Genomic DNA, 17,310 nt, shown 5'->3' on the forward strand with positions numbered 1-17,310 from the left:
ATGAAATGGGCAATCATCCCGGCGCTCACGCTGTGGGCGCTGGCGGCATCCGCGGGCGACGACAGGCAGATGCTGAGCCTCTCCGGCTTCGCCACCCTCGGCTTCGTCGCCACCGACGAAGCCGACATGCGTTTCACCCGCGTCGGCGTGGACCGGCCGGGCAGCGAAAGACCGGACACCGGCCCCGATTCGGTGATCGGCGTGCAGGGCAATCTGCGCCTGGGGGAGTCGAGCGCCGCCGTGCTGCAGTTCGTCAGCCGCGAGAACACCGATGGCAGCTACCAGCCGCGGCCCACGCTGGCCTTCCTGAGCCACCAGTTCACCCCGGCGCTCGCGGCGCGCGTCGGCAGGCTGCGCATCCCCTTCTTCATGCAGTCCGACTCGATCAACATCAACTACGCGCATCCCTGGGTGCGTCCGCCCGAAGAAGTGTACGGCCTGAGCCCGTTTGCCGATCTCGACGGACTCGACCTGCTCTACCGCGTGCGCACCGGCAACACCGACATCGAGCTGCACCCCTTCCTCGGCACCAGCCGGATTTCGCTCTACCCGGACACCAAGGCCCGTCTCAGGCGGGTCGCGGGCGTCAACCTGACCATGACGCGCGGGGACCTCTCGGTGCACGTCGGCCACGCCGAGGCCGAACTCGAGATCAACTGGCACGACCCGTTCTACACCGGGCTGTCGCCGATACTGCGCGCGCTGGGCCGCAACGACATCGTGTCACGCATGTCGGGCGACGACGGCGTCGTCCGCTTCAGTTCCGCCGGCTTCCAGTGGGACGACGGGCAGTGGCTGCTGATCGGCGAATACGCCCGCAGGCGCGCCCAGCGCTATGCCAACAGCGCGCACGCCTGGCAGTTCACCGTCGGCCACCGTTTCGGCGCCGTGACCCCCTACGCGGTCGTCGCACGCCACTCGCAGGACGAGGCGGTGATCGGCGCGGAGCAGTTGAACAGCCTGCCGCCCGGCTTCGACGAACTGCGCGCCGGCCTCGCCGGCTTCAACGCCTCGCGCAATCTTGCCCAGCGCAGCATCACCGCGGGCGTGCGCTGGGACGTCCGCGACAACACCGCGGTAAAGGCGGAATTCACCCGCGCCCGCACCGATACGAACGCCTGGGGCACCTTCGATCCGGCCGGCGACGCAGCGGCCGGCCGCATGGGGGGGCGCTCGATCAACATGCTGAGCCTGTCCGTCGATGTCACATTCTAGGATCCGCCATCGCCTTCGACGGGCCATGCTGCTGCTCACCGGTGCCATCGTTCTCGCAACCACGGCCCAGGCGGCCGAGGTCGTGCTCGTCACGTCGGCCACCGGAAACATCGCCGCCCTGACGGCCGAGGAAGCGAGCCAGCTCTACCTGGGGCGGCGCACGATGCTGAACGACGGCACGCCGGTCGCGCTGTTCGACCTGCCCAACGGCCTCACGCGCAACCGCTTCTACGAACTGCTGACGGGCAAGAACCCCAACCAGATCCGCGCCTACTGGTCGCGCCAGGTGTTCACCGGCCGCGCCCTGCCGCCGCGCGAAGCCGGAAGCGCCACCGACCTTCCCGCGCTGCTGTCCGGCGACTCAGCCGCGATCGGCTACCTGCCCGACGGCCCGATCGATCCCAGGTTGCGCGTGCTGCTGAAGCTGCCCTGAATCCGGGCGGCATACCGGGCTGCGCGAAATCCCCGGCATCGCCGCCGCACGTCGAGGCATCCATTGCAATTCCCGTTTGACGGCCGGGCGCGCAACTGGTTAAATGCGAATCATTGTTGTTTGCAAGAACACGTCGTGAATCAGACAACTTGTTCCGCACCGCGCACACCCGTCCCCGAATCGCCCGCCGCGCCCGGCACCACCCCCGAGGCGGCGCGGACGCTGTCGAGCGCCGAACTGCTCGGTGGCCGGCAGGCGGTGGAAATCGAGCATCAGGGTACGCGCTATGTGCTGCGCGCGACGCGCAGCGGCAAGCTGATTCTGACCAAGTAAAACTTTCGAGCTTAGGCAAGGCCCTCCAGCGAGGCTAGACTATGTACGTCTGCGTCTGCAATGCAGTGACCGAAAGGCACATCTTCGAAGCGGCACGAAGCGGCATGACCCGGCTCCGGCAACTGCGGGAGACGCTGGGCGTGACCGCCGACTGCGGGCGGTGCGCCAAGTGCGCCCACCAATGCCTTCGCGATGCGCTGACCCGGCCCGCGGACGCGGACGACCAGATCTGCATACGCAGTCCCCATCCCGGTTTTTCCTCGCTACGGAGTCCCCATGAAAGGCGACAAGAAGGTGATCCAGTTGCTGAACAAGCAGCTCACGACGGAACTCACTGCCATCAACCAGTACTTTCTGCACGCACGCATGTACAAGAACTGGGGCCTGGTCAAGCTTGGCAAGCATGAATACGAAGAGTCCATCGAGGAGATGAAGCACGCGGACAAGCTCATCGAGCGCGTGCTGTTCCTGGAGGGCCTTCCCAATCTGCAGAACCTCAACAAGCTGCTGATCGGCGAGAACGTGCCCGAATGCCTGCAGGGCGACCTGAAACTCGAACAGGGCGGGCGTGCCGACCTGCTCGAGGCCATCGCCTACTGCGAATCCTGTCGCGACTACGTGTCGCGCGAGCTGTTCGAGCACATCCTGGAAGACACCGAGGAACACATCGACTACCTCGAAACCCAGCTCGGGCTGGTCGACAGCGTCGGCCTGCAGAACTACCTGCAATCACAGATGGAGCCGGGCGCGTCCTGATCCTGCCTGCGGCCGGCCGCGCCCGTTGCCGCGCGGACCGGCCGCACCAACCTGACAACCGATGATGAACGCTGTTTCCGACGCCCTTCCATTGCCCGCCATGACGCCGGCGCCCTCCCCCGAGCGCCGCGCCCGACCCGCCCGGCAGCGGCGCTCCAGGGAAAACAGCGGTTTCACGGCCGGACCGGTCGGCCTGAAGAAAACCGGACTGGCCGGCCTCGTGCTGGCCCTGCACGTGGCCGGGCTGGCCGTGCTCGGCTGGCTCGCCCCGGCCGAGACCACGATGCCGGTCGCCCTGCCCATCCAGGTCTCGCTGATCCAGGAACAGACCGCGCCGCCCGTCTCCGCGCCACCAGAACCGGTGGTGCAGCCCCCCATCCCCAAGGTCGTGCCATCCCCGCCGAAGCCGCAGCCGCGCCCCCGCCCGCAGGAAAAGCCGGCGCCGCGCAAGCCGGTGGAAGCCGCGCCGGTCACCGAATCCAGGACGGCCTTGACCTCCGACGCGCCGGCGCCCGAGCCCACCCCCGCGCCCGCTCCGCCGGCCCCGGTCAGCGCGCCGCCGGGGCCGCCGACGCCCGCGATCACGGCGGCGCGCTTCGACGCCGACTATCTGAACAATCCGCCGCCGGCCTATCCGCCGCTGTCGCGCCGCATGCGCGAGGAAGGCAAGGTCATGCTGCGGGTGCTGGTATCGCCCGCCGGGCTGCCTGCGCAGGTCGAGGTCTCGCGCAGCTCGGGCTTCGAGCGCCTGGACCGCGCGGCGGAGAACGCCGTGCGGCGCTGGCGCTTCGTCCCGGCGCGGCAAGGCGACCACGCCGTCGAATCCTGGACTCTCGTCCCCCTCATTTTCGAACTGAAGGAGTAATCGAACATGGAAACTGCACAGGCATTCGGCCTGGCCCACCTGTGGGCGCAATCCGACCTCATGATCCGTGCGGTGGCCCTGCTGCTGCTGGCGATGTCGGTCACGAGCTGGTACCTGATCCTGCTGCGCCTGCTGCGCCAGATCCGCGCGCGCCGCCATGAAGGCGCGATCGAAGCGTTCTGGTCCGCGCCCGACTTCGCCCAGGGGCTCAGGCGCCTGAGCGAGAGGGCGCCCGACTCGCCGTTCGACGCGCTGGCGCAGCAGGCCGCCGCCGCCGCCGACCACCTGCGCCGCCACACCCGCCACGACAGCCTGGGCGGCACGCTCGATGCCGACGAAATGATCACCCGCGCGCTGCGCAAGTCGATCGCGCTGTCCACCGCCGGCCTGGAATCGGGCATGACGCTGCTGGCGTCGATCGGCTCCACCGCGCCCTTCGTCGGCCTGTTCGGCACCGTGTGGGGCATCTACCACGCGCTGGTCAACATCAGCGTGTCGGGCGCCGCGACGCTGGACAAGGTCGCCGGCCCGGTCGGCGAAGCGCTGATCATGACCGCCTTCGGCCTCTTCGTCGCCATTCCCGCGGTGCTGGCGTACAACGCCATCAACCGCGCCAACCGCCTCGAGCTGTCCGAACTCGACGCCTTCGCGCATGACCTGCTGGCCTGGTTCTCCACCGGCTCGCGCATCGTGCCGCTGGCCGACATCCCGACCGCCAGCTCGCCCGCCGCGCCCGCCATGCGTGCGGCCACCGGAGCCGCATGATGGCCTTCGGCGGATTCAGCCAGGGCGACGTGCGCGCCCCGCAGAGCGAAATCAACATGGTGCCGCTCATCGACGTCATGCTGGTGCTGCTGATCGTGTTCATGATCACCGCGCCGCTGCTGACGCATTCGGTGAAGATCGACCTGCCGCAGGCGGCCAGCCAGCCCACCATCGAAAAGCCCGAAACGGTCACGCTGGCGCTCGACGCCGAAGGCAGGATGTTCTGGAACAACCAGCCGCTGGACGACTCGGCGCTCTCCGCGCGGCTGGCCGAAGCTGCGGCGAAGACGCCGCAGCCCGAGCTGCACCTGCGCGCGGACCACGACACCCGCTACCAGAAGCTGGCCGAGGTCATGTCCGCCGCACGCACCGCCGGCATCGAGAAGATGGGCTTCATCACCGTGCCGCAGCAGTAGCCGGCCGCTTCCACCCGCTGCCCGCCACGGGGCATCGCGCATCGCGCGGTGCCCCGTTCGTCTTTTTGCGCCGCAGCAGCAATACGATACACAGCGCAGGTGGCCGAGCCTCTATGCTTCACGCACCGTCGCCCATGCGACTCCATCCGACGCAGACGATCCACGCAATGAACCGAACCGCCGAGCCCGACCGCCCCCCGGAACCGACGCCCCCCCGTGCCGTCCCCCCGACCCCGCCGCGCCGCCCGCCGTGGCGCCGCGCCGCGCTGCTGCTGGCCGCGACCGCGCTGGCAGGCGGCATCGTGTGGCTGGTGTGGCCCAAGCTCGTCGGCAAGAACGACGAGCAGTCGAAATACCAGTTCGTCGCGGTGCAGCGCGGCGACATCGAGGATGTCGTCACCGCCACCGGCACGCTGCAGCCGCGCGACTACGTCGACGTCGGCGCGCAGGTCTCCGGCCAGTTGCGCAAGATCCACGTCGAGGTCGGCTCCGAGGTGAAGGAAGGCGACCTGCTCGCCGAGATCGACCCCACCGTGTACCTGGCGCGGGTGGACGCCTCCCGCGCGCAGTTGCGCAACCTGCGCGCGCAACTGAAGGAGAGGGAGGCGCAGGTCGCGCTCGCGGGCATCCAGTTCCGCCGCCAGACCGCACTGATGGCCGAGGACGCCACCACCCGGGAAACACTGCAGACCGCCGAGACCTCGCTGAAATCGGCCCAGGCGCAGTTCGAGGCGCTGCGTGCGCAGATCGAGCAGATCGAATCCACGCTGCGCGCCGACGAGGCCAACCTGCAGTACGCCCGCATCCTGTCGCCGATGACCGGCACCGTGGTGTCCATCACCGCGCGCCAGGGCCAGACGCTGAACGCCAACCAGCAGGCACCGGTGATCCTGCGCGTGGCCGACCTGAGCACGATGACGGTGCAGACCCAGGTCTCGGAAGCCGACGTCAGCCGCCTGAAGCTCGGCATGGACGCCTACTTCACCACGCTCGGCGGCCAGGGCCAGCGCTGGTACGGCAAGCTGGAAAAGGTCGAGCCGACGCCGACGGTGACGAACAACGTGGTGCTGTACAACGCCCTGTTCGACGTTCCCAACCCCGACGGCAAGCTGATGACGCAGATGACCGCGCAGGTGTTCTTCGTCGTCGCGCAGGCGAAGGACGTGCTGCTGATGCCGATGGCCGCGCTGAGCCAGGGCGCCCGCGCGGCGCGCAGCCCGGCGGCGGCACGGCCCGCCGCGCAGGCGGCTTCTGCGCCTGCTCCCGGCAGTGCGCCGGCACCGCGCGCCGACGGCACCGCGAACGGCGGCGCCCCGCAAGCCGGCGCGCCCGAGCGCGGCCCCCGCGCCGGCGGCCGGCCGCCGCGCCACGGCACGGTGAAGGTCGCGCGCGACGACGGCGCACTGGAAGAACGCACCGTGGAACTGGGCGTGACGAACCGCGTGCAGGCCGAGATCCGCTCCGGCCTCGCCGAGGGCGAGCGCGTGGTTTCCGGCCTCGTCACCGCCGGCGCCGCCGCGGCCGGCGCCCCGCGCATGACGCCCCGCCTATGAAACGCGACACCTTCGGCGTACCGGCCGCCACCGCCTCTGCCGCCGCGCGCACGCCCCTGATCGAGCTGTCGGGCATCACCCGCAGCTTCGTGAACGGCGAAGTCGTGACCCCCGTGCTGCACGGTATCGATCTCGCCATCTACCCCGGCGAGTTCGTCGCCATCGTGGGCGCGTCCGGCTCCGGCAAGTCCACGCTGATGAACATCCTCGGCTGCCTCGACCGCCCCTCCGGCGGCACCTACCGCTTCCTGGGCGAGGACGTCGCCGGCTTCAGCCGCGACGAACTCGCGCGCCTGCGCCGCGAAGCCTTCGGCTTCGTGTTCCAGAGCTACAACCTGATCGGCGGCGCCAGCGCGCGCGAGAACGTGGAAGTGCCGGCGGTGTATTCCGGCATGCCGCCGGCCGAGCGCCACGCGCGCGCCGACCAGTTGCTCGCCACGCTGGGACTGGCCGAGCGCGGCCACCATCGCCCCAACCAGCTCTCCGGCGGCCAGCAGCAGCGCGTGTCGATCGCCCGCGCGCTGATGAACGGCGGACGCATCATCCTCGCCGACGAACCCACCGGCGCACTCGACAGCAAGAGCGGCCAGGACGTCATGAAGCTGCTGCGCCAGCTCTCGGCCGAGGGCCACACCATCATCCTGATCACGCATGCGCGCGAAGTCGCGGAATTGGCCGCGCGCGTGATCGAGATCCGCGACGGCCGCATCGTCGCCGACCCCGGCCCGCACCCGCCGGCCGGCCCGGAACCGGATTTCACCCCGCACGTGGACCGCACCTCGTCGCTGTCCGACGTCATCGAGGCCACCCGCACCGCCCTGCGCGCGCTGCGCGCCAACCTGTTCCGCGCCATCCTGACGCTGCTGGGCATCGTCATCGGCGTGGCCTCGGTGATCGCCATGCTCGCCATCGGCGACGGCGCCAAGCAGAAGGTGATCGACCAGATCAGCGCGATGGGCACCAACCTGCTCACCGTGCGCCCCGGCGCGCCCAACCAGCGCGGGCGCGACACCACCGCCACCCTGGTGATCGAGGACGTGCGCGCCATCGGCGATCTGCCCAACGTGCTCGCCTCGGTGCCCGAGCAGAGCGCCAGCATCACGGTGCGCTACGGCAACACCGACCAGCGCACCAGCCTCAACGCCACCTCCGCCGACTACATCGTCGCGCGCAAGTGGGACGTGGCCAGCGGCACCTTCTTCAGCGCCGACGACGAGGCGCGCTACGCCACCGTCGCGGTGCTGGGCCAGACCACTGCGCAGGCGCTGTTCGGCGGCGCCGACCCCATCGGGCAGTACGTGCTGGTGAACAACATCCCGTTCCAGGTCGTCGGCGTGATGACGCCCAAGGGCGCCACGCCGTGGGGGCAGGACCAGGACGACATCGTCTTCGTGCCGTTCACCACCGGCAGCCTGCGCCTGACCGGCCAGCGCTTCCTGCGCAACGTCACCGTCGCGGTGGACGACGTCTCGCGCATCGACGACACGCAGGCCGAGGTGAGCAACCTGCTGCTGGCGCGCCACGGCATGGAAGACTTCCAGATCCGCAACATGGCCTCGGTGCTCGACACCGTGTCGGAAACGCAGAACACGCTCACCGTGCTGCTCGGCACCGTGGCGGCGATCTCGCTGGTGGTGGGCGGCATCGGCGTCATGAACATCATGCTGGTGTCGGTCACCGAGCGTACGCGCGAGATCGGCATCCGCATGGCCACCGGCGCGCGCACGCGCAACATCCTGCAGCAGTTCCTGATCGAGGCCCTGGTGGTGTCCGCCGTGGGCGGCGCCATCGGCGTCGCCGCGGGCCTGGGCAGCGCGGCGGTGATCGCCGCCTTCGGCACGCCGATCCAGTACTCGCTGACGCCGGTCGTGCTCGCCTTCGGCTGCGCCTTCGCCACCGGCCTGATCTTCGGCTACCTGCCCGCGCGCAAGGCCGCGCACCTCGACCCGGTCGTCGCGCTCGCCTCCGAATGAATGCCATGAAACCGATCCGTCCTTCGTACCGCCTTCCTGCCCGCCACGCCCTCCTCGCGCTCGCCGCCGGCCTCGCCCTGCATGGCTGCGCGCCCACGGTGCCGCTCGCGCGCCCCGACGTGGCGCTGCCCGCCACCTGGTCCGAGGCCGCCGACCCCGCCGCCGCACCGCTGCAGTCCGACACCTGGTGGCGCCAGTTCGGCTCGGCGCAGCTCGACGCGCTGGTCGCCGAGGCGCTCGCCGCCAGCCCCGACCTGCGCATCCAGGCCGAACGCGTGGTGCAGGCCGAACTGGCGCTGCGCAGCGTGGGCGCATCGCTGTTCCCGTCGCTGGGCCTGAGCGCCGACAGCGGCTGGAGCCGAACCCATGCCGACGGCAGCCCGGCCAGCGAACGCAAGTCCACCTCGCTGGGCCTGTCGGCGAGCTACGAACTGGACCTGTGGGGCCGCATCGGCGCCACCGTCGACAGCGCCAGAGCCTCGCTCTCCGCCACCCGCTTCGACCGCGATGCCGCGCGCCTGAGCCTGGCCTCCGCGGTGGCGACCACCTGGTTCCAGAGCCTCGCGCTGCAGGAACGGCTGAGCATCGCGCGCGACAATCTCGCCATCGCCGAGCGCGTGCTGAAGGTCGTCGAAGCGCGCTTTCGCAACGGCGCGGCCTCGGCGCTGGACGTGAGCCGGCAGCGCACCGCGGTGCTGACGCAGCGCGCCGCGATCGACCCGCTCGCGGTGCAGGAACGCCAGACGCGCAGCGCGCTCGCGCTGCTGCTCGGCCGCGTGCCGCAGGATCCGCCCGCCGCCGGGGCACGCCTGGCCGAACTGGCGCTGCCCGCGGTCGCCACCGGCCTGCCGTCCGACCTGCTGCTGCGCCGCCCGGACCTCGCCGCCGCCGAAGCCGACCTCGCCGCCGCCGCGGCCAACGTCGCCGCCGCGCGCGCCGAACTGCTGCCGCGCATCAGCCTGTCCGCCTCCGGCGGCGTGGCGAGCGGGCTGCTGCTGTCGCTGGCCGACCCGTCGCGCAGCGTGTCGCTGTCGGCCGCGCTGGTGCAGACGCTGTTCGACGGCGGCCGCCTGCGCGCGCAGGCCGACATCGCGCGCTCGCGCCAGCGCGAACTGGTCGAGGGCTACCGCGGCGCCATCCTCACCGCGCTGAAGGAAGTCGAGGACGCGCTCGCCAACACCGAGCGCGACGCCAACCAGGAAACCGCCCAGCGCGAAATCGTCGCCGAAGCCCAGCGCGCGCTGCGGCTGGCCGAGCTGCGCTACCGCGAGGGCGCCGACGACCTGCTGTCGGTGCTCGACGCCCAGCGCACGCTGTTCGGCGCGCAGGACCAGTTGGCGCAGTTGCGCCTGGCGCGGCTCGTCGACAGCGTCGACCTGTACCGCGCGCTGGGCGGCGGCTGGCAGGCCGACGACCCGGCCGCATCCTGAACGCGCGGCGGCACGGCGCCGGCCTTCCCGCCGGGCCGTGCCGCCGCCCCTTCCGGCCGGGGCCGCCTCCGGCCGCAGCTTCTTCCCGCCGCGCGTCGTCCCCTTACATCCGCCCCGGAGGATGCCGCGCAGCGGCGGGGGAGATGGCCCGCGAGCGCTCCCGCCCGGCGGCCAGCAGGGAACACGCCCGCTTCCCCGGCACCCTCCGCCTGCCGCCCCGGCTCGCAAGGACACATGCAGTGCAAAAAAACAACGCATCGCGTAATCAGTAATGCGAATAATTCGTAGTTGCATTGACCTGCCTTGTAGCTTTTTGTAAGAATCGGCCGCATCTGCATACGCAGACGTGCCGAAGCCCGCCTTTCACGGCGGGCCCGGCCCGGGCACCCCGGTATCACCAGCCAGCCAGTCCGCCCTCGCGGACCAGCCAGCCAAGCCCAGTTCAGCAACGCTTGCCCTGGAGGTCCGCCAGGCGGCGAACGGCGTCGCGCATCCGTCGCGGCAGCCCGTTCGGCGCCGGCATTCCATCGTCCGTCCCTCCCTCGCCATCCGCGCACGTCCGCGTGCGGCGCGGCCGCACGGGAACGGCTTCCAGGCAGGCGGAAGCGACCGACAAACCACGATGGACCAGGAAAACAATGCCAATGAAGAATCCGAAAGCAAAGCGCCCCGCCAGCCTGCGAAGCAAGCCCGCCGCCTCCGCCCGCACCATGGCGAAGACCAGCCTCGCGCTGGGCATCTCCACCGCGATGATCATGCCGGCCACCGCCATGTCGGCCGAGAACGAAACGGTGCTCGAAGCCACCAAGATCGTCGACACCGTCATCGACCCGAACCCGAACGCCGAACCCAACGTTCCGTACAAGGCCAGGACGTCCGGTGACGACCGCCACGTCAAGCCGCTGGCCGAGACGCCGCAGACCATCACGGTGATCACCTCCAAGCAGCTCGAGGACAGCGGCACCACCGACCTGCGCGACATCCTGCAGGCGCAGCCGGGCATCACGCTGGGCACCGGCGAGAACGGCAACGCTTTCGGCGACCGCTACATCATCCGCGGCCAGGAAGCCCGCAGCGACGTGTTCGTCGACGGCCTGCGCGACCCCGGCATGACGGTGCGCGAGAGCTTCGCCACCGAGCAGGTCGAGATCACCAAGGGCGCCAGCTCCACCTTCGCCGGCCGCGGCTCCACCGGCGGCGCGGTGAACTCCATCACCAAGCAGGCCACCACCGACCTCGACTTCGCCAAGCTGTCGGCCGGCTTCGGTACCGACGAGTTCCGCCGCTACACCTTCGACGGCAACCGCGTGATCTCCGACACGATGGCCGTGCGCCTGAACCTGCTCGACGCCTACCGCGAAGTGCCCGACCGCTCGCCGGCCGACCGCGACCGCGAAGGCGCCGCGCTGTCCTTCCTGTGGAAGCCGGTCGACAAGCTCGACGTGGTCGCCGACTACTATCACCTGAAGGGGGCGGACAAGCCCGACCTGGGCGACTACATCAACGGCGCTACCGGCAAGATCGTCAAGACGCGGCCCTACCTGCAGGACGAGGATTTCCTGAAGTCCACGATCGACACCTACACGCTGCGCGTCGGCTACCAGTTCACGCCCGACGTGCGCCTGGAAAACCTGACCCGCTACGGCACCACCCGCAACGGCTACCTCATGACCGGCTATCGCGGCACCACCCTCAGCACCCACCAGGGCTGGCAGGACGTGAATTACTTCGCCAACGCGCTGAACCTGCATGTGAAGCAGGACATCGCCGGCATGAAGCACCAGTTCGTGTTCGGCGCGGAATACTCCGACCACAGCGTGACGAACGGCCTGTACGTCAACACCCTCACCGGCACGACGAGCTTTCCCACGGCCACTCCGATTGCCAACGGCGTGTGGCGGCCGAACACCGATCGCCTCCTGAACCGCGCCGTCGGCAAGGGCCCGTGGGACTCCGACTGGAACGTCAAGACCCTGTCGCTGTCGGCCATGGACACCGTTGACCTGACCGACAAGTGGACCGTCTTCGGCGGCCTGCGCTACGACCGCTTCGACTACAGCAACACCGTCGCCAGCAACGCGGTCAATCCGCTCACCCGTTCCGAAATCACCTACAAGCTCGACGACGGCCTGTGGAACGGCCACCTCGGCGTGACCTACAAGTTCCTGCCCTACGCCAACGTCTACGCCAACTACAGCACGGCGAGCGACTTCAACGGCGGCGAATCCGACGTCGGCGCGAGTTGCGACTACGGCGGCATCTGCGTGCCCAGCGTCGGCACCGCCTCGGACCGCGTGCGCATCTTCGCCGGCAGCAAGCCCGAGAAGACGCAGAACTTCGAGCTGGGCACGAAGTGGGATCTGATGGGCGGCAAGCTGCTGGCCACCGCCGCGCTGTTCCGCACGGAGAAGAGCGACGTGATGGAGACCACCAGCGCCACCAACTACAACGACATCGGCACCATCAACACCGGCAAGTACCGCATCCAGGGCCTGGAACTGGGCCTCTCCGGCAAGCTGACCGACAAGCTGATGCTGCAGGCCGGCTACGCGGTGATGAAGGCGAAGATCCTCGAATCGCAGAACCGGGCGAACGTCGGCGAAACGCTGAGCAACTTCCCCGAGCAGACCGCCTCGCTGCTGCTGAGCTACGAAGCCACGCCCAGCTTCACCTTCGGTGGCGGGCTGACCCACTCCAGCAAGAAGTACTCCGGCACGCCGGAAGGTGTCGCGGCAACCAATCTGAAGGTGCCCGAATACACGGTGTTCGACCTGTTCGCGGCCTACAAGATCACCAAGCAGCTCAACGCGCGCCTGAACGTGATCAACGTGACCGACGAGGACTACTACACCGCGGCGTACCGCTCCGGCTCCTTCACCTACAAGGGCGACGGCCGCAACGTGCGCCTGACCCTCGACTACAACTTCTGATCTGACTAGAAGCAAAAGGCCGGGCATGATCGCCCGGCCTTTTTGCATTGGACATGCCTAGATGAATGAGCGTCCTTCCGTCATTCCGGCCCTGCACCACATCCCGCCCGGGATCCAGTGCGCGCAGGACTACGAAGCCCTCGCCGACCGCTTCATCCCCGCCCCCGCGCACGCCTACATCGCCGGCGGCAGCGGGCAGGAAGCGACGCTGCGCGCCAATCTCGCGGCCTTCGACGGCATCGGCATCGCGCCGCGCCTGCTGCGCGACGTCACCGCCGGCCACACCCGCGTGAAGCTGCTCGGGCGCGAACTGCGCCACCCGGTGCTGCTGGCGCCGGTCGCCTTCCAGACGCTGGCGCATCCGGGCGGCGAAATCGAGACCGCGCGCGCGGCCGACGCCACCGATTCCTGTCTGGTCGCCAGCACGCTGTCGTCCTTTCCGCTGGAAGACATCGCCCGCGCCACGCGCGGCGACAAGTGGTTCCAGCTCTATTTCCAGCCGCGCCGCGAAAGCACGCTCGACCTCGTGCGGCGCGCGGAAGCGGCCGGCTTCGGTGCCCTGGTCGTCACCGTGGATGCGTCGGTGCAAAGCCCCAGCCTGCGCGCGCGCCGCGCGGGCTTTCGCATGCCCGACGACGTGCGGCCGGCCAATCTGCAGCACCACGTCCAGCCCGGCCAGGTGACGCTGTCGGGCGGGCAGAGCCTGATCTTCCAGGGCCTGATGAGCGAAGCCCCCACCTGGGACGACCTCGCCTGGATCATGGGCCAGACCGCGCTGCCGGTGCTGGTCAAGGGCGTGCTGCATGCGGACGACGCGCACGCGCTGCAGGCCATGGGTGTGGCCGGCCTGGTGGTGTCCAACCACGGCGGGCGCACGCTGGACGGCATCCCCGCCAGCCTGAAGGCGCTGCCGCGCATCCGCGAAGCGGTCGGCGCAGGCTATCCGCTGCTGCTCGACAGCGGCATCCGCGGCGGCAGCGACATCTTCAAGGCCCTGGCGCTGGGCGCCGACGCGGTGATGATCGGCCGCCTGCAGGTCTATGCGCTGGCGGTGGCCGGCGCGCTCGGCGTCGCCCACCTCGTCAAGCTGCTGCGCGAAGAACTGGAACTGTGCATGGCCCTGGCGGGCTGCCCCACGCCGGCCGACATCACGCCGGCCTTCATCGAACGTTGAAGCGATTAGGAAACGCGTATGTTGATCTCGATTGAAAACGTCCTCGGCAAGGACGAAGTCGCACGGTTCAGGCAAGGGCTGGAGGCGGCCGAATGGCAGGACGGCCTGCAGACCGCCGGCACGCTGGCCAGCGCGGTCAAGCGCAACCTGCAGATCGCCGACGGCTCGGAGCTGGCCATGAGCCTGGGCAACCACATCCTGCGCAAGCTCGGCAGCATGCCGGAATTCATCTCCGCCGCACTGCCGCTGCGCATCTATCCACCCAAGTTCAACTGCTACCGCGACGGCGGCACCTATGGTGCGCACGTCGACAGCGCGCTGATGCAGGTGCCCGGCACCAGCCTCACCGTGCGCACCGACCTGTCGGCGACGCTGTTCCTGTCCGAGCCGGACGAATACGAAGGCGGCGAACTGCAGATCGAAGGGCCGTTCGGCGTGCAGGCGGTCAAGCTCGATGCCGGCGACATGGTGTTGTACCCATCGTCCAGCCTGCACCTGGTGAGCCCGGTGACGCGGGGCGCACGCATCGCCTCCTTCTTCTGGATCCAGAGCATGGTGCAGGACGAAGGCGAACGCACCCTGCTGTACGACCTGGACCGCTCCATCCAGGGCCTGACCGCCGCAGGCCTGCAGGGCACGCCCGACCTGCTGCAGCTCACCGGCGTGTATCACAACCTGCTGCGGCGCTGGGCCAGCACCTGAGCCGGGCGTCTCCCGGCGAAGCGTGCGCCGCGCCCACGGCGCAGATGCGGCGGACCCGGCGCGCAGCAGCAGGACGGGGCCGAAGCCCCGTTTCCCATCGGCGCGGCGCAACGCGCCGGCCGGCACCGGTCACTTCTTGTCGAAAGGCTTGGGACGCGGCGTCGTGTCCGAGGACGGCGGCAGCACCGGCAGCGTGAAGCTGGGCTGCTCGCCGGTCAGCGTCTTCAGGAAGGCGACGATCCTGGCGTTCTCGTCCTTCGTGAATTTCTTGCCCAGTTGCAGGCGGCCCATGGTGTCGACGGCCTCGGTCAGCGTGTTGGCGGCGCCGTCGTGGAAGTACGGGTAGGTCATTTCCACGTTGCGCAGCGTCGGCACCTTGAAGTTGAAGCGGTCGGCGTCCTTGCCCGTCACCGCCGAACGGCCCTCGGCCGGGCTGCTGGCCTTGTACGGCTCGACCAGGCCCATCTTCTGGAACGAGTTGCCGCCCACCGCCACCCCGTTGTGGCAGGCCACGCAGCCCGACTCCTTGAACAGCCCGTAGCCGGCCATCTCGTCGGCGGTGAGCGCGTCCTGTCTGCCCAGCAGCCACTGGTCGAAGCGCGAATTGGGCGTCACCAGCGTCTTCTCGAACTCGGCGATGGCCAGCGTCACCTGGTCGATGTCGATCCTGTCCTTGCCGAAGACCTGCTTGAATTCACGCACGTAGGCCGGGATCGATTCGAGCACGTCCAGCGCCAGCGTGTGGGTGAAGGCCATCTCGCCCGGGTTGGCGATCGGGCCGCCGGCCTGCGCCTTCAGGTCGGCCGCGCGGCCGTCCCAGAACTGCGCCACGTTCAGGCTGGAGTTGAGCACCGTGGGGGCGTTGATCGGGCCCTGCTGCCACTTGTCGCCGATCGAGGTCGGGATGTTGTCGGTGCCGCCCATCGACAGGTTGTGACAGGAGTTACAGGAGATGAAGCCCGACTTCGACAGGCGCGGATCGAAGTACAGCTTCTTGCCCAGTTCCACCATCCCGAGGTTGATGTTCTGCGGCGGGCTGATCGGCTGGATCGGCTCGTCGGAGGCGGCCCGAGCCAGATCCGCGGAGGCGAGGCCGGCAAGCAGGGCGAGGGCGGAAACCACCGCTTTCGTTTTCATCATGCGTCCTTTGAGGCGGAGAAAAAATATCCGGTAACATTTTCCTCCCGCCCCCTCCGCCGGTCTTGATTCAGGTCAAGGCGAAAGGACATCCCCGGCAGCGGCGGATGCCTCCTCGCACCCGCTCCCGCCATCGCTGCGCGCGCGCACGAAGACGCCCGCCAGGCGCGCCGCGGCCAGCCCCCAGGCCAGCGCCCAGGCCGTCCCACCGGCGGCAAGCAAGGGCAGCGGCCAGCCGGCGGGCAGGCCCGTCATGCCGGCCGCGGCGCGCACGGCGGCGGCAACGCCGATCGCCGCCGCGGCGAGCATCACCCACGGCCGCCCGTCGAGCGGCAGCCCGGCATGGGTGCGGCCGGCGATGCACAGCACGGCGAGGATGGACAGGCCCATCGCGCCCACCGTCAGCACATGCAGGCCGGCGCCGGCGGCGACCGGCGCGCCGAGCTGCGCCAGGCCGAGCAGCCCGTAGCCCAGCGCCATCAGCCAATACACCATGTACAGCAGGAAGGCCCAGCGCGACAGCAGGGCGCGGCCGACGTGCCAGTCGTTGAGCAGGTTCAGCACCGCCGCCGCCGCGGCGAGCGCGAGCCAGCCGGCAACGGCCGGCGGTATCGCCAGCAGGCCGCCGGCGGTGCATAGCGAAATGGCGAAGATCGCCAGGTTGCGCCGCGGCGGCCGCGCGCGGTAGGCGGGGAGATCGTCGGCCTCCCCGTCCTCCGCGTCGCGGCGGCGGCGCTGCGCATCCAGCGCGTCGTTGACGATGCGCATCGAGATGCGGCTCATCGCCACGACGATCAGCACCATCATCACGCCCACCGCCGCCACCAGCCAGCGCATCGGATACAGGCCGCGCAGCACGTCGGCCTGGAAGCCCGCCACCGTGGCCGCCATCGCCGCCAGCCCCCACAGGAAGCCGCGGTGGCGCCGCGCGGGGTCGCGCCACAGGCGCCTTGCCACCGCGAGCGGCAACGCGGCGGCAAAACCGGCATCCAGCAGCGCCGCCAGCCACTGCCCCGCCGCGCCCAGGCTGCCCGACGACCAGAACGCCAGCCGCGCCGCCAGCCACAGCAGCGCCAGGCCGAGCGTCGTGCCACGGCCGAAAGGCGCGGTGGCGGTGAATTCCGGCACCGCGGTCAACACGAAGCCGGCCACCGCGGCGAGCCCGAAGCCGAACATCAGTTCGTGCGCATGCCACACCACCGGCCCGCCGGGTACCGCGGGCAAGGCCAGGCCGGCACCGAGATACCCCAGCCAGAGCGGCAGCAGCACCGCGCCATACACGGCCGCGGCGAGGAAGAACGGCCGGAAGCCGCACATGAACAGCGGCTGCGCCGCCATGCGCGCGAACACGCCGGTGGTCGATCGGCCGTTCACCGGGCTGCCCTCCTCACCGCGAAGACCACGCCATGGCGATGCCCCGGAGCCATCCACCGGAAGCGGACGCGGGTAACCCCCTCGCCTTCCGCGCGGCCAGGAAGCGGATGGCCCGCGACGGCGAAGCATCCGCCGGGCAAGGCATGCCCGACGGGAAGGCGATGGCGCGCGCGGACATCGGCCGGGAACAGGCGCGGCGCCGGGGATGCAATCCGATTCCCGTCCCCCTGCGGTTGCCGCCCATGGCCACGGCC

At 69.8% G+C, this 17,310-nt stretch carries 15 protein-coding genes and 1 pseudogene; 14 read left to right on the top strand and 2 right to left on the bottom strand.

All coding sequences use genetic code 11. From position 1 onward, the window contains the following. From CCZ27_RS14965 to CCZ27_RS15030, 14 genes and pseudogenes are all read left to right on the top strand, one after another. Positions 1-1,215, top strand: a complete 1,215-nt coding sequence (locus CCZ27_RS14965; protein WP_096449439.1) for a hypothetical protein — start codon at positions 1-3, stop codon at positions 1,213-1,215. A gap of 25 nt (positions 1,216-1,240) precedes the next feature. Next, complete coding sequence (locus tag CCZ27_RS14970; protein ID WP_096449441.1) at positions 1,241-1,648, top strand: hypothetical protein; 408 nt, start codon at positions 1,241-1,243, stop codon at positions 1,646-1,648. A gap of 135 nt (positions 1,649-1,783) precedes the next feature. Continuing rightward, positions 1,784-1,981: a hemin uptake protein HemP gene (gene hemP / locus CCZ27_RS24015; protein WP_198363131.1), complete on the top strand. Its 198-nt coding sequence runs from the start codon at positions 1,784-1,786 to the stop codon at positions 1,979-1,981. Between the two features lie 41 nt (positions 1,982-2,022). Next, a pseudogene (locus CCZ27_RS14980) lies at positions 2,023-2,151 on the top strand ((2Fe-2S)-binding protein); the annotation flags it as partial. A gap of 106 nt (positions 2,152-2,257) precedes the next feature. Further along, a complete protein-coding gene (bfr, locus tag CCZ27_RS14985; RefSeq protein WP_096449443.1) occupies positions 2,258-2,737 on the top strand; it encodes a bacterioferritin in 480 nt (159 codons plus the stop codon). A gap of 61 nt (positions 2,738-2,798) precedes the next feature. After that, positions 2,799-3,602, top strand: a complete 804-nt coding sequence (locus CCZ27_RS14990; protein WP_232516429.1) for an energy transducer TonB — start codon at positions 2,799-2,801, stop codon at positions 3,600-3,602. A gap of 6 nt (positions 3,603-3,608) precedes the next feature. Further along, positions 3,609-4,367: a MotA/TolQ/ExbB proton channel family protein gene (locus tag CCZ27_RS14995; protein ID WP_096449447.1), complete on the top strand. Its 759-nt coding sequence runs from the start codon at positions 3,609-3,611 to the stop codon at positions 4,365-4,367. Beyond that, positions 4,367-4,783, top strand: a complete 417-nt coding sequence (locus tag CCZ27_RS15000; protein ID WP_096452632.1) for an ExbD/TolR family protein — start codon at positions 4,367-4,369, stop codon at positions 4,781-4,783. The genes CCZ27_RS14995 and CCZ27_RS15000 overlap by 1 nt, the downstream gene beginning before the upstream one ends. Positions 4,784-4,950: 167 nt before the next feature. Then, positions 4,951-6,336, top strand: a complete 1,386-nt coding sequence (locus CCZ27_RS15005) for an efflux RND transporter periplasmic adaptor subunit (protein WP_096449449.1) — start codon at positions 4,951-4,953, stop codon at positions 6,334-6,336. Next, positions 6,333-8,309 carry a MacB family efflux pump subunit gene (locus CCZ27_RS15010; RefSeq protein ID WP_096449451.1) on the top strand — a complete coding sequence of 659 codons (1,977 nt, stop codon included), beginning with the start codon at positions 6,333-6,335 and terminating at the stop codon, positions 8,307-8,309. Before CCZ27_RS15005 ends, CCZ27_RS15010 begins: the two co-directional genes overlap by 4 nt. A gap of 5 nt (positions 8,310-8,314) precedes the next feature. Next, the gene (locus CCZ27_RS15015; protein ID WP_096449453.1) at positions 8,315-9,739 is read left to right on the top strand and encodes an efflux transporter outer membrane subunit; all 1,425 of its coding nucleotides are present in this window, start codon (positions 8,315-8,317) and stop codon (positions 9,737-9,739) included. A 644-nt stretch (positions 9,740-10,383) separates the two neighbouring features. Next, positions 10,384-12,669, top strand: coding sequence for a TonB-dependent siderophore receptor (locus CCZ27_RS15020; RefSeq protein WP_232516430.1), 2,286 nt, complete (start codon positions 10,384-10,386; stop codon positions 12,667-12,669). Between the two features lie 61 nt (positions 12,670-12,730). Beyond that, the gene (locus CCZ27_RS15025; RefSeq protein ID WP_096449457.1) at positions 12,731-13,843 is read left to right on the top strand and encodes an alpha-hydroxy acid oxidase; all 1,113 of its coding nucleotides are present in this window, start codon (positions 12,731-12,733) and stop codon (positions 13,841-13,843) included. A gap of 18 nt (positions 13,844-13,861) precedes the next feature. Further along, positions 13,862-14,545, top strand: coding sequence for a Fe2+-dependent dioxygenase (locus tag CCZ27_RS15030; protein ID WP_096449459.1), 684 nt, complete (start codon positions 13,862-13,864; stop codon positions 14,543-14,545). Between the two features lie 129 nt (positions 14,546-14,674). Here the strand turns inward: CCZ27_RS15030 and CCZ27_RS15035 are convergent, their stop codons facing one another. Further along, positions 14,675-15,685 (bottom strand): cytochrome-c peroxidase, encoded by a 1,011-nt coding sequence (locus CCZ27_RS15035; protein WP_198363132.1) that lies wholly within the window; start codon positions 15,683-15,685, stop codon positions 14,675-14,677. Between the two features lie 72 nt (positions 15,686-15,757). Beyond that, a complete protein-coding gene (locus CCZ27_RS15040) occupies positions 15,758-17,056 on the bottom strand; it encodes an NnrS family protein (protein ID WP_232516431.1) in 1,299 nt (432 codons plus the stop codon). Between the last annotated feature and the right edge of the window lie 254 nt (positions 17,057-17,310).

This window comes from Thauera sp. K11, assembly GCF_002354895.1.
Classification (GTDB): Bacteria; Pseudomonadota; Gammaproteobacteria; order Burkholderiales; family Rhodocyclaceae; genus Thauera; species Thauera sinica.